The organism is Xylocopilactobacillus apis (genome assembly GCF_033095965.1).
Classification (GTDB): domain Bacteria; phylum Bacillota; class Bacilli; order Lactobacillales; family Lactobacillaceae; genus Xylocopilactobacillus; species Xylocopilactobacillus apis.
The window spans coordinates 1,217,975-1,231,119 of sequence record NZ_AP026801.1; the positions used below are offsets into that span (position 1 = coordinate 1,217,975).

Here is a 13,145-nt window from a genome sequence, read left to right on the forward strand (position 1 = left end):
GAAAAAACACCTTTTAAATTAATGAAGGTGTTTTTAAAGTTAGCTTTATTGATAAACTATATTTTCGAATCCTTTTTTAAGTTCTGCATTCTCGTGGTTAAAAAATAAACAATATCACCATTTGTAGTTTTCGTATAATAGGCCTCAGGAGTTCCATTATGGATAGCAAACAAGTAAGTAATTCTATCCATGTTTTGAGAATCTTTAGTCGCGGCTGCAACAATTTGATATTCTGCTCCGTTATTACCATTAGTAGACCAAGTCAAATTAACTGGCCGGTCATCTATGTCTACATGACCATTTATTTGACCACTCGTGACCGTTTGAGGAAATTTATATCCATAGTGATCTGCAATTTTTCCATCATAAGTTCCTTGATATGATTGCCCCATCTTAGTCTGCCACTGTTTCATAAAGGCTGACAATTTCTGATTCTTTTCTTGTGACCAAGAAGCAGTAGGCTTTTTAGCAGTTGTTTGATTTGTTGTCGAATTACTTGAAGTATTCGATTCAGACTTATTAGTTGTAGTTGTTTGATTAGTATTGGAACTTGAATTAGCTGCGACACTAGAACTTTTATGAAGATCTTTGTTTTTTGTATCTTGAGCCTTTTTACTTTTTGAGTGAGCTTTCTTCTTAACTGAACTTGTCTCTGCATCTGATTTCTTACTTTCACTGCTTGACTTGGTAGAGCAACCAGCCATTGTACTTGCGCTCATTAAAATAAGTATAGTAAACAAAAACCTTTTATTTTTAAACATTATTTTCCCTTTTGAATTAAATCAATTAATATTTTATAAATTATCATAAGACATAATTAATTACAATTTATAATATAATTCACTAATAAAACTTTATGGGTTAATAAATTGATCAAATGTTTCTAATACTTTTGAAACCACTAAATCGGGAGCAGTTTCAATAAATTCCGTCTCTCTTTTAGGAGTGCTTGGATCAATGGTTCGAAATTGCTGACAAATAATATAACCAGTAGTTATCATACTAAGCGGTAATTCTACATTTATATTGTACAAATGATCGCAGGTCTTCGAGCATTTTGTTCATGTCCCTTAGTTGGATTAAAATTAATCCAAACAATATCACCTTGATTATAAATTACTTCAGCCAAAAAAATCTCCAAATATTTACTTGAACCACTATCTCTTTAATTATTTTAAATTATTTCTCGACCAAAAGATTCATCGAAGTTTAATTCTCGATCCCCAATTTTAGGTTGATACCTAGCTATATTTCCATAATTAGCCATCAAACGCGAAGTATCTTTCTTTTTTAAAACTATTTCATTTTCTTTTTCTCGAATTAAAACATCAAATTCTTTTCTCTCTGGTTGATTGATACCAATCTCACGAAGGATTTGTTTAGATAAATAATTCCTTGAGAATTTCCTCATTTTTTAATTTTTACGCTTTCACTCATCGAAACATTCTCACACTAGTTTATGTTTGTTAAAGCATAAATTGTCAAATTAAATTAAGAATTAATCAATAATCTTTACTTGCCTTTAATACATCATCAGAAATTCTTGTGATGTCTGTCACATCTGGGTGATCAGCTAACCATAGTTTATGATTTCTAACTAACTGTTCCGAGTAATTTCTTGCCCAACGGCCGTTACTCTTATCTTCATCCGGCAACGCCGCATATTTATCAGATACTATCGACTTGAGCAGATCTACATTAACCTGCCAATTTTTTGTAATTTGAAGGATAACAATCTCTGCTATTTCATCAGGAGAATAAGAATCAAATTCAATTTTCAAAGGGATGCGAGAACGTAAACCCGGATTGGTATTCAAAAATTCTTCCATTTGCTTAGTGTATCCCGCAAAAATACTTATAAACTTTTGACGATTATTTTCTAATTCCGTTATAAATGTCTCAATAACCGCTTTACCATAGTCTTCATCTGATGATCCATTTAATTGATAAGCTTCATCGACAAATAAGACCCCGCCAAGTGCATCCTTAATTACTTTCTTGGTCTTAATTTCAGTCTGACCAAGATACTCGGCGATTAGGTCTGAGCGCGAAACTTCAGCAACCGCATCTCTAGGTAAAATTCCCAGACTATAAAACATTTTTGCAATAATGCGGGCAACAGTAGTTTTTCCAGTTCCTGGTTCTCCTTCAAATACCATGTGATATGACGGACGTTCTTCTTCTGGAAGAGTATCAGCTAATCTTTGATCCACTGTCGCTTGTTTAACCGTCTCATGAACAAATTTTTTAACAGAAGCTAAACCAATCATTGAATCTAATTCTTTTAAAAGTTCGTCGACATTTTTATCTTTAGTTTTTAGCGTCATTTTATCGATATCAGAATTACTAATTTCCGTTAAACTGCCGCCGCTTTCTGCAAAAACCCGAATTAATTTTTCGTTGAAATTCCGAACCCAACGGGCATTTGAATCGTCATAGTTCACTGAATAAGCTTTACGCAATGCTCTCTTATAATAGTCTTCATCAAAAGTTAATCCTGATGAGTGCAATGATTTAACACCAATCTCTTCAAGCTCATCCGGCGAATAATCGTCAAAGGTAAATACGTTAGGAATCCTCGACTTTAAGCCTGAATTCATTTCAAGAAAATCCTGCATTTCTTTGGTATAGCCCGCAAAAATGATCATTAGCTCACCACGATGATCTTCCATATATTTAAGAAGTACGTCAATTGCTTCTTGACCATAATTCATACTGTCCTGCAATTGATTGAGCGTATATGCTTCGTCAATAAACAAGACCCCGCCCAATGCACTTTCAACCACCTTTTGGGTTTTTGCTTGCGTTTGACCAAGATACTCAGCTATTAAATCCTGCCTCGAAACCTCGACATATTTATCAGTCGGCAAAACCCCATTTTCATACATGGACTTGCCTATCAATCGAGCAACCGTTGTTTTACCAGTTCCCGGATTTCCTAAAAACATTGAGTTTAAAGACAATTCAAACGGCAGCATTCCCTGCTCAATTCTTCGGTTATTAAAAACTGCCATTTTAATAAATGAATTAACTTGCTCTTTTACATCGCTTAAACCAATCAGACCATTTAGTTCATCCATTGCTGAACCGCTGTTGGGATTAAAGTCAGGTTTTACTTCCTCAACATTCTGATTAAAGTTAACTTTAACTTTTTTAGAATCTGAATCGTCAGCAGCTGTAGATTGAGTTTGAACATTATTATTTGGTATTACAGTCGAAGAAGAAGTTTTGGGTTTATCGTCAGAACTTTGAAGTTCAACAGTTGAACTTTCATCTGAATCAATATCCAACTTATTTGCGTCATTAATATTGTTTTCTTTGACTATAAGGCTGCTATTTTTAAGCGTAAAATTAGAAGAACCTTCAGGTAAAACCAACTTACCGATTTGAATTTTAGAATCACTTGCTTCAATGTTAACCTCATAACGATTGGTTAGTTCTAACTCATCAATAGATAACTCAGATTTTTTTTCTAAGTATAAATAATCAAATCTGGAAAAAATGATATTAGCCTTACCAGATGAAAAGCCAATTGAGTCAACAATTGAATTACTAATGTTTACTTTGTCAGTATTCTGAACATAAAAAGATACAAGATCCTGGTTAGTGTGTACCTCAGAGTATGAAAGGGCGCAGTCAGAATTTTCTAACAGCATGAGAGCAGATTTATTAGGATCAGTCGAACAAATTTTAACATTGTCTGCAGTAAGCTTTCCATTTTTACAGACGAGGATACCTTCTTTATCAGGCAAATTATTAATGGTTAAATTTTCTAGATTTAAATAACAATCCTCATCAATTGTAAAATTGATATTAAGGACTACATCTGATGGATTTTTCCCCAGTCCTTTAATTGTAAGGCCATAAAGATCATAAACAATTTCATTATAAACTCCTGGATCGATGACAATCGTGTCTCCCTGACTTGATCTATCGATCGCTTTTTTAAATGAACTTTTACCAAAACCTCTACCGACATGCAAGGTGTTTGCCATTTGTTTCTCCTATTAATTCTTTCAATATTTATATCTTAAACCAATCATTAGTTTTTTAACAAAAAAAATAGTGCTTTGGATAACACTACTTTAGTTTGATTCATCACCATATTTAAAATTATGCATAATCTCGATTTGATTAGGATCAAGATAGCAGTTAAAAAGCGTTTCGTCTTTTAGCATTGCCACTGGAATTTGTTTTCCGTCAAAAAATCGATACCGCAAGAACATTTTAAAATTATCAATTCCCTCTTCTTCAACGTCTTTGATTAAGACCCAATGATCAGATGAATAATTTAAACCCATATCACTCGGGCGATGGGTGAAATCAAACTGTTCCACTTTTTTGGTCTGATCATTGAAGTAATACCACACATGCCGATATGATAACGGGATCTCCTTCATTTTAATTCTCGCTTGAACATCATTATTTAAGTTAGAATTACTCATTTCAGGCATCGAATTGCCGGTTACAATCTTGGCAAAACCCGACTGAAGAGCAAAATTTTGGGAGTCGTATAAGTACATTCTAGATCCATTAGATGTCTGGGTATAAAAAACTACCGGCTGCCCATTATGCAGCGTAAATAAGTAAGTCGTGACTCCTTCAACAGCCGTAGCAACTGCAACAACTTGATATTCAGCTTCTTGATCGCCACGGGGGACCATTTCATGGAAATTACCTTATTACCCCACGCAAAAGTACCATCTGACCCGTGATTAACAAGAACATCTGGAAATATTGTTCCAAAATGGTCTGGTTTGGCCCCGTCGTATGTGCCGACAAAAGTATCTTTCTTTGTAGACTGCCACGAATTCATAAAATTTGAAAGTTCCTGATCTTTTTCTTTTGACCACAAAGAGGTGCTGCCAGGTGAGCTGACATTTTTGGGATTAATAACAGGATTAAATTGTTTACTTTTTGTATCTGCTGAACTGGCACTACTCCTTTTATAACTAGTCGACATTTTAACAGGCTCAGATTCACTAGTATTTGATTTCGGTGAACAAGCACTTAGGGGAATGCCCATCAGCAAGACTATCAATAGATATTTTTTATTCATGATTATTATTAAATCCTAGCGGCAAACTGATTTCAAAACAAATTATATCTTTATTTAGCGAGGCCTTAATATCTCCATTCATTTCCTTAATTATTTTACTGGCAGTAAAAAGCCCTAATCCTAAATGTCCATCAGAATTATTTTCTTCATTTGTATAAAATCGGTCAAAAATTTGCTTCAATTGATCTTTATTAATTTTAACACCATCATTAGAGATCTTAATTTCTAAACGATTATTTTGTTCAAAAATTCTGATCTCTAAAAAGTTAACCGAAAATCGGTAAGCATTATCTAAAACATTCTGGATGGCTCTATTTAGCTGTAGCGGGTCAACATAGAACCCTGCACTTGATGAGACACTGGCATTTATTACCGCACGAGGCTGATCTATTTTAATTTGCTTGATTAATTCTTGAACCCAATTATTTACATTATGATTATTCAATTTTAAATGTTCTGGTGAAGATAACTGCTGAGTCAAATTAGAAATTGCTGAAATGTTTTTTTGAATCACTTGGTAATATTCAGGAGACACTTCAACGACCCCATCTTCTAAGGCTTCTACGTAGGCAGAAATAGATGCAAGCGGAGTTTTTAGATCATGAGAAATACTAGCGATAAAATCTTCTCGTTCCTGTTCAAATTGATATAACTGTTCTCGCATTCCATCAAATGCTTTCATTAATTCACCAATTTCATCTGAGGTCTCTGATTTAATCTGATGTGATAAATCTCCCTCAGAAATCAATTTAGTTGCTTGAATTAATTGATTTAATGGATTTAAAATCCGCCTTTTGATAAAACTTGTAATCACTATTAATAAAATTGAAACGTAAACTAGTAGAAAGAATGAGAAAATTCCAGCAACGTTAGTTTGAATAACAAAAGCCAGCAAGAATATAGGGATCGCACAAATTAAAATTACTAAAAATGAAATTTCGAAATTAATTTTCTTTTTCATTTAATTTTCCCGTCGAATCGATAACCGACACCTCTGACAGTAGTAATCGCATTGGTTTTAGGTAACTTTTCTCTAATTTTTTGAATCTGAATTACTACCGTATTGATATCACCATAACTGTCAAATTCCCAAACTTGATTATAAATTTGGTCTTTACTGATGACTTGTGCCGGATGATTGACCAGAAAATTCAGGACATCAAACTCTTTTGTGGTTAGCGTTACCAGTCGATCATTTTTTGAAACGGTTCTTGCAGTTCGATTAATCATTATATCGTTATATTGAACTATTGAAGATTTATGTGATTCCATATTGTAATTTTGACGCCGAAATTGTGATTCAATTCTTGCCATTAATTCTTTTAGTGAAAAAGGCTTAACGACATAGTCATCAGCTCCCAATTTTAGCCCCAAAACTCGATCAGTTTCGGTTTCTTTGGCACTGATAATGATTATTGGAACAATTGAAGTCATTCTAATTTTCTTTAAAATCTCTAATCCATTGATTTCAGGCAGCATTAAATCTAACAAAATTAAATCAGGCTTGTACTTGTTAAAAAATTCTAATGCTTGTCCGCCGTTACGGCAGATTTGAGATTCATAATTTTCTTTTTTAAGATAAAGCTCGATCATTTTAGAAAGATCAGAATTATCCTCAATAATTAAGACTTTAGATTTCAATTTTAATTCACGTCCCTTTTTTCAATCATAACAAATGCAAGCAGTGTCAGAATAAAAGCCCAACTAAACTGCACTATTAAGCCAGTTGACCCGCTCAAAAACAATTTTTGCGGATGATCTAAAAATAGATTCATTACTGCAAGATCTGGTAAATATTTGGCAAGTTTAGTTAATCCAAAAATCATCTGACTAAAGCCTAGAATCAATGAAAACATGATCGCCATTGACGCAGCCTGAGAACGAAGAATCACTGCTAGTGAGGCTGTAATCACCACAATTAAGGTCCAGCTAATCAGTATAATTAATGCACCGTGAGCCAATGACGCAGTCCAATGAATTTGATATTTAAACGCGCCAACTGCTAAACATATAATACTTGTTCCAAGTCCTGCCAACCAGCTAATCATTATTAAGATTAAGAATTTTGTTTTAAATAATTTAAACCTTGATGGCACTGTTATTAAACTCGTTCTCAACTGCGAGTGCATATATTCTTGCCCGATAAAAATGGATGTAAATACGGTAAGACCTGCTTGACCAATAAACAAATTACGTAAACTAATTGAAATTACTTCGTCTGCTGACAAATATCCTCCATGGAGAAATAAAATCAATGGTGCAATTATGATTGTTCCAATAAGTCCCAATACACACCAGATGTTGGAGAAAAATTTAATTATTTCACTGTGAATAATTTTCAATATTTCCCTCCTAAATCGAGCTTTTTCAACGAACATCCTGCTAATGCAAAAGTAATTATCAGCCAAATTAAGAGAATTGTAATGCCTTTGATCGGATTATGAATAGCCTGACTTGAAATTGAATTGACATAATCACCTGCTGCAACTGGCAAGTAATGACCCCACTCCCACTTTTCAGCAAGATACGCACCAAGATTATAAACTTGCGGAATCATAAATACTAAGGGAATTATCATCGTTTTAAAAAGAAATCCAATTCCAAAAGATAACGTCGTTAAAAGCGTCCAATTTATTGTCGTTAGTCCAATATACTTCCAAGTAACTGAACTGAGAATTATTGGATTTAAGCCTTGTTTTCCGAGTTCTAAATGTTCGACCGCGATTGTCAGATAAATTGAAATTAAAGAAACTATTGCTGTTAAAATCAGGAAAGATAAAATTTTTGAAACAAATAAAGTTAAACGTTTATTTTCTGACAGCAGAGAGATTCTCAAATTATGATTTTTAAATTCAATTGCTCCGATAATTGATCCCATGACAACCATTGGCATGATGCCAAACATTGCAGAGTCAAATCCAATGTAATTAAGCGGGGGGATTGCTTCAATTAATTTTGAATTAGTAGCAGGAGTTGCATGAAGTCCTATTGCTGCAAAATTTCTTGCCTCCAACATTCCTAGAAGCGGCTGCAGGAAAATCACTAAACCAACAACGATCCACCAAATTCGATTGGAAATTATTTTTAACAATTCCGTTTTAATTGATTTCATACTGACTCTCGCCTTCTGTTAAGGAGAAGAAAACATCTTCTAAAGATTTAAGATTAGGCATTATTTCATGTAATTCACCTGCTAGAACAATTTTTCCTTTTTTAATAATTATTACATCATCTGCCACTGCTTCAATCTCCGAAAGGTAGTGTGACGATAGGAGAACGGTTTTGCCACAATCGGCCTGTATTCTAATAAAAGTTCTAAACCATTTAATTCCTTGGGGATCCAAGCCATTTGTTGGCTCATCAAAAATTAAGAATTGCGGGTCTCCTAAAAGTGTAATTGCAATGCCTAATCTCTGCCCTTCTCCTAGAGATAAAGTCCCAAGTTTTGCATGTATTTTGCTTGTTAACTGAACCAGAGATAAAACATCATATATTCTTTTGGTCGAGATTCCATTACTGACAGCAATTATCTTAAGATGAGTCTTAACAGTGCGATTCGGATTTCCGCCAATGCCGTCAAATGCAACACCGACTCTCTTTAAAGGATCTGTAATTTGTTGGTAGGTTTGTTGTCCAAAAACTGCAGTTCCTGATTTTGCGTGATCAAGTCCCAAAAGAATCCGTAAGGTGGAACTTTTCCCCGCTCCATTAGGTCCGAGAAATGCAGTCACGCGGCCGGGTCTTGCGGTGAGAGTTATATGATCTAAGATCTGTTTTTGTCCGTGATTCTTACACACGTCTGAAATTGTAATTGTATTGTTTTCCAATTTATTTTGACTCCCTTCGTTGATGACAAAAGTCTAACAAGCCAAAATAAAAAGCCCATAAAGGGCAAATAAAGTTTTGATAAAGAAAAAAAATACCCTGCTGCAACATTTACAACAGGGAAATCTTTATTTCGCATCGGATTTTCGATACTTTATTAAATAAATAACAATCATCAGAATTTCAAAGCCTAGACCAATCATAATTGACGCTCTGGTTTCAGGATTAAAGAACATAAAAATCACGATTGCTACTAGTAAAACTAAAGCAACATAATTAATCCACGGAGCTCCGGGAAGCCTAAACGGATGGTCAACAAGCTCTTCTTCATGGCGTTTTATAAAACCTAAATGGCTAATTAGAATAACAAACCATGGAACCATTCCAGGAAGCACACTCGCACCAAAGACGAGCACAAACATATCTGCTGCAGATTTAAAGAACAACGGTAAAGCATAATTAATGAGACTTCCTAACAAAATTCCTAAAATTATTGCCATGACTGGCCAATACGGAATTTTACGCTTTGAAACTTTGTTAAAACTCTTTGGTAAATATCCATTTTCCGATAAGGTGTACATCATCCGGCTCGAACTAAAAACTCCTGAGTTACAGCCCGATAACGCGGCAGTTAAAACCACAAAGTTAATGATTCCAGCCGCAAAGGTGATTCCGACTTTCGCAAATGTTTTAACAAATGGCGAGCCAATATTACCCATTTGATTCCAAGGATAAATTGCCAAAATCACAAAAATTGCTCCGACGTAGAGAACCATTACTTTTAATACAATTGATCTAATAGATTTAATAACACTATCTTTCGCATTATCAGCCTCTCCAGCTGTAATTCCAACAATTTCTACCCCTTGGTATGAGGCAATTACCATTGAAAGAGAAAACATAAATCCTTTAACTCCACCAGTGAAAAAACCACCGTGTTTCCATAAATTACCGATTCCAAGCGGTTTGCCATGATTGCCTAGTCCAAAAAGGATTACTAAAAGTCCAAGGATAAACATAACAATAATTGTGAGAACTTTAATTAAAGAAAGCAAAGATTCTAACTTTCCATAAATCTTCACTGAAGCGAGATTGGCTAGACCTAAAATCAAAACAACGATAAAGCTCGTAATCCAAGTTGGATAATTAGGCCACCAGTACTGCAAATACTGACCAATCGCAATTACTTCACTAATTCCAATCATTACCCACTGAAAAATGTTACTCCATGCTGTTAGAAAACCGGCGCCCGGATGAATATAGTCAGAAGCAAAATCAGCAAATGACCCAGTGATCGGTCTTAAATACATCATTTCACCTAAAGCTCTCATGATGATATAAATAAGAATCCCGGAAAATGTATAGGACAAAAGAATTGACGGACCAGTCCACTGAATTGCTGCTGCTGAACCCATAAAGAGTCCAACACCAATGGTCCCGCCAATTGCGATCATCTGCATCTGAAATGATGACAAAGTACTTCCTAATTTTCGCTTTTCCATAAAAGTCCCCTTTAAGATAGATAAGCAAAATTTTAACGGATTTTATACCTTTCTGTAAAGTAATTATTTAGTGAATTCAGAAGTTAGATAGTGTTTCCCCGCTGATAAATCATATTGAACTAATTGATAATCATATAAAATTTGCTTTTGTTTTTTAGTTAGAATGCTTTGACTAACCAATTTGTGATCTTTTTGAGAAACTAATTGAATTTGTGTCCTAACAACGTTGGCACTTTCTTTTGTAAGCATATTTGTCGTAATAATCGGTAATTCATTAGTAACTTCATTCATCAAGACATAATAAGGACTGACTTTAAAATTTGCGGCATTATATGCTACGTTACTAAAAGCATAAGGGCCAACTAAACTTGGTGCTGCATCTTTATTTAACTTTAAGTGATTGGACCAAATGAAATATGGAGTCTCGTGCATTAGAATTCCATCTTTATTAAAGTCAGCATGTTCATAAATGCCTGGCAGATGATCGCCATAAAATATTACAATAACATTCTTCTTAACGTTTTTGAGCTGATTAATGAGTTTTTTATTTGCTTGATCAGTTAAATTAACACCTTCAGCAAAAGTTTCAATTTGTTGCCTTTCACTTTTAGAAATTTTACCTTTAGCCTTAAAATTATTGTTTGGATAGTATTCAGCAGAATACGGTACATGATTTTGCATTGTTATAACATGATAAAAAGTATTGCCGCGATTTTCTTTTACTTGGTTGACTACATCTTTATAGACAGCATCATCAGAGATATATGGATTTTTTTGAGCGGTTGTTTTATACGGAAAATGATCAGGTCCATCTTGCGTATAAAATTTTGAAAAGCCAAACTTCTTCAACACCATTTTCCGATTGTACAAATTACTGCTGTAAGGATGAATTGCAATACTGTCTTTAAATAAGTTATTTACAGTATAAGGAGCCTGCATTTTTGGAACTAGCTGAGTATATGGCGTTGTTAAAGTCATCGAATAATTCCCCAAAGCAAGACTCGTCAAAGCTTGAAATTCCATATTAGCAGTCCCGCCGCCATAACCATTACTAATCATCGTCCCGCTAGGATTACTCTTCATTATGCTATGAGTAAAAGGCAGCGGATCAGAATTTAATTTGATTCCTTTTACATGGTTTGGATCACTGAAACTTTCACTTAAAACCATGACTATATCAGTGTTTCCAATCGATTTACGTTTCTTATTAATCTTTGATGATTTCTGCTCATATTTTTTAGCAAGTCTCTGCATGGTTTCCTTTGAATATCCATCCGGCTTTTCCATCGTTTTGGTATTAATGTAGTTAACAAAATTGAGAATTGGACCGTTACGTTTAACTCCCCATACCGGATCCCAGTAAAAAGGATCATTATTTAAGGCAACACTCATTTTGTGAACTGGACTATTACTGAAACTAATCGAGACAAAGCCAACACTTACAATCAAAGAAAGAATAAATGTAATTAAGCGAGACTTCCTACTCTGAAAAAAATGAAGCTGTTTTTTACGAAATACTAATATACATAAGCCGACAACAACGACCACGCCAAATACAATTAATAGAATGTCTTTAATCGTAATCATATGAATCAATTGAGGAAGCGAGTTGGCCATTCTCAGATCTCCAGGCAAAAATGGTTCATTTCTTAAAACAATTTTGATGTGATTAATAAAAGCAAAAATCACACTAAGCAAAAGTGCAATCGCCGTACTGAGCCAGTTTAAATTAGTTATAGAAAGTAATAAGAGATAAACCCCAACAACAAAAATAAAGGTTATGATTTTAAGACCGATAAGAGAATTAAAGAATGGTAGTACTGATCGAAAGTCTGACATACTGACAAAAGAAGAAAGAAAAATCATGTAATAAGATATTAGACTAACTATTAAAACTTGTAAAAATTGTAGTAATCTTTTCTTCAAAAAAAAACGGCTCCCATCAATATAGATGTAAACCATTATACTACCTGTAAAAAGGTTATTTTAATAATTTTTCTAAATTCCAAGTCGCCTTAACATATAATTTACAAAATCCATCATTTCTTCTGAATACTCCATCACTTCATTACCTTCATATTCGTTAAGTGCTAGCTGGATTACTTCTTTAAACTTAATTGGAACATTTTGTTGAGCCCAAATTCCGCCGTCTTTCTTCGACAGTAACAAAGTTTTTTCTTTAAAGGCAAGTGCACGACATAAATTTAGAATCGTATACATTGGTTGATTTTTAATAGAAATTTTTGAATCTTTTATATCCCAAACAATACTATTCCAATAATCTTCTTCAGAAACATTTGAAAATACTTTGCTTATCGGACTTCCAACTAATACTTGACCAAAAGATTTAATAACAGCCAAATGTGCTATTAGATCTTCATCAGATCCTTTCATATCCCTAATGTAAGCTTTAGGATTTTTCTGATATTCAGCTAAATGAGTGGGAGAAAAATGAAAATCAAAAAGTGGAGGTTTATGATAACGTCTGGCTTCCTTCATTAGCATCACATGAAATTCAATCCCTTTTTTGGGCGCGAACTTTGACCATGATTTAATTAAATCTTTCATGATAAGTTGTTTTTCCTGCTCAGTTAAAGGAAATTTTACAACAATCAGAAAGTCCAAATCAGAAACTTCTGATCGATAACTTCCTAAAACCAACGACCCGTGCAAATAGACCCCAATCAAATTATCTTTTAAAATTTCTTGAGAGCTATCTCTAATTTTAGTTAATAACGTTTCTGTTTTTTGATCCAATC

General features: G+C 34.0%; 14 protein-coding genes and 1 pseudogene. All 15 read right to left on the reverse strand.

Features of this window, described 5'->3' with window-relative positions; all coding sequences use genetic code 11:
- Positions 1–56: 56 nt before the first annotated feature.
- The 15 genes and pseudogenes from R8749_RS05795 to R8749_RS05865 all read right to left on the reverse strand — a co-directional run bounded on the left by R8749_RS05795 (position 57) and on the right by R8749_RS05865 (position 13,143).
- Positions 57–761, reverse strand: a complete 705-nt coding sequence (locus tag R8749_RS05795; protein ID WP_317694874.1) for a DUF4767 domain-containing protein — start codon at positions 759–761, stop codon at positions 57–59.
- Positions 762–854: 93 nt separating this feature from the next.
- Positions 855–1,034, reverse strand: coding sequence for a hypothetical protein (locus R8749_RS05800; RefSeq protein WP_317694876.1), 180 nt, complete (start codon positions 1,032–1,034; stop codon positions 855–857).
- Positions 1,022–1,129: a type II toxin-antitoxin system PemK/MazF family toxin gene (locus R8749_RS05805; protein ID WP_317694878.1), complete on the reverse strand. Its 108-nt coding sequence runs from the start codon at positions 1,127–1,129 to the stop codon at positions 1,022–1,024. Before R8749_RS05805 ends, R8749_RS05800 begins: the two co-directional genes overlap by 13 nt.
- A 45-nt stretch (positions 1,130–1,174) precedes the next feature.
- Positions 1,175–1,411, reverse strand: coding sequence for a hypothetical protein (locus R8749_RS05810; RefSeq protein ID WP_317694880.1), 237 nt, complete (start codon positions 1,409–1,411; stop codon positions 1,175–1,177).
- Positions 1,412–1,502: 91 nt separating this feature from the next.
- The gene (locus R8749_RS05815) at positions 1,503–3,995 is read right to left on the reverse strand and encodes an AAA family ATPase (protein WP_317694882.1); all 2,493 of its coding nucleotides are present in this window, start codon (positions 3,993–3,995) and stop codon (positions 1,503–1,505) included.
- Between the two features lie 90 nt (positions 3,996–4,085).
- Positions 4,086–5,059, reverse strand: a pseudogene (locus tag R8749_RS10805) (DUF4767 domain-containing protein).
- Positions 5,052–6,020, reverse strand: a complete 969-nt coding sequence (locus R8749_RS05830; RefSeq protein WP_317694888.1) for a HAMP domain-containing sensor histidine kinase — start codon at positions 6,018–6,020, stop codon at positions 5,052–5,054. The pseudogene R8749_RS10805 and the gene R8749_RS05830 overlap by 8 nt, the downstream one beginning before the upstream one ends.
- Positions 6,017–6,700: a response regulator transcription factor gene (locus R8749_RS05835; RefSeq protein ID WP_317694890.1), complete on the reverse strand. Its 684-nt coding sequence runs from the start codon at positions 6,698–6,700 to the stop codon at positions 6,017–6,019. The genes R8749_RS05830 and R8749_RS05835 overlap by 4 nt, the downstream gene beginning before the upstream one ends.
- 2 nt (positions 6,701–6,702) lie before the next feature.
- Positions 6,703–7,401, reverse strand: a complete 699-nt coding sequence (locus R8749_RS05840) for an ABC transporter permease (protein ID WP_317694891.1) — start codon at positions 7,399–7,401, stop codon at positions 6,703–6,705.
- A complete protein-coding gene (locus tag R8749_RS05845; RefSeq protein WP_317694892.1) occupies positions 7,398–8,171 on the reverse strand; it encodes an ABC transporter permease in 774 nt (257 codons plus the stop codon). Before R8749_RS05845 ends, R8749_RS05840 begins: the two co-directional genes overlap by 4 nt.
- Positions 8,158–8,886: an ABC transporter ATP-binding protein gene (locus R8749_RS05850; RefSeq protein WP_317694894.1), complete on the reverse strand. Its 729-nt coding sequence runs from the start codon at positions 8,884–8,886 to the stop codon at positions 8,158–8,160. Before R8749_RS05850 ends, R8749_RS05845 begins: the two co-directional genes overlap by 14 nt.
- On the reverse strand, positions 8,823–9,023 hold the full coding sequence (locus R8749_RS10810) for an FUN14 domain-containing protein (protein WP_425613187.1): 201 nt from the start codon (positions 9,021–9,023) through the stop codon (positions 8,823–8,825). Before R8749_RS10810 ends, R8749_RS05850 begins: the two co-directional genes overlap by 64 nt.
- Positions 9,013–10,386 (reverse strand): amino acid permease, encoded by a 1,374-nt coding sequence (locus R8749_RS05855; RefSeq protein ID WP_317694895.1) that lies wholly within the window; start codon positions 10,384–10,386, stop codon positions 9,013–9,015. The genes R8749_RS10810 and R8749_RS05855 overlap by 11 nt, the downstream gene beginning before the upstream one ends.
- A 63-nt stretch (positions 10,387–10,449) precedes the next feature.
- Entirely contained in the window at positions 10,450–12,312 is a 1,863-nt protein-coding gene (locus R8749_RS05860) for an LTA synthase family protein (protein ID WP_317694896.1), read from the reverse strand.
- A gap of 72 nt (positions 12,313–12,384) precedes the next feature.
- Positions 12,385–13,143 (reverse strand): aminoglycoside adenylyltransferase domain-containing protein, encoded by a 759-nt coding sequence (locus R8749_RS05865; RefSeq protein ID WP_317694897.1) that lies wholly within the window; start codon positions 13,141–13,143, stop codon positions 12,385–12,387.
- Positions 13,144–13,145: the final 2 nt, after the last annotated feature.

Excerpts from the sequence above, each read along its gene's own strand:
- R8749_RS05795 (WP_317694874.1), bottom strand. The coding sequence starts at position 761 with ATGTTTAAAAATAAAAGGTTTTTGTTTACTATACTTATTTTAATGAGC.
- R8749_RS05810 (WP_317694880.1), bottom strand. The coding sequence starts at position 1,411 with ATGAGGAAATTCTCAAGGAATTATTTATCTAAACAAATCCTTCGTGAG.
- R8749_RS05815 (WP_317694882.1), bottom strand. The coding sequence starts at position 3,995 with ATGGCAAACACCTTGCATGTCGGTAGAGGTTTTGGTAAAAGTTCATTT.
- R8749_RS05830 (WP_317694888.1), bottom strand. The coding sequence starts at position 6,020 with ATGAAAAAGAAAATTAATTTCGAAATTTCATTTTTAGTAATTTTAATT.
- R8749_RS05845 (WP_317694892.1), bottom strand. The coding sequence starts at position 8,171 with ATGAAATCAATTAAAACGGAATTGTTAAAAATAATTTCCAATCGAATT.
- R8749_RS10810 (WP_425613187.1), bottom strand. The coding sequence starts at position 9,023 with ATGCGAAATAAAGATTTCCCTGTTGTAAATGTTGCAGCAGGGTATTTT.
- R8749_RS05855 (WP_317694895.1), bottom strand. The coding sequence starts at position 10,386 with ATGGAAAAGCGAAAATTAGGAAGTACTTTGTCATCATTTCAGATGCAG.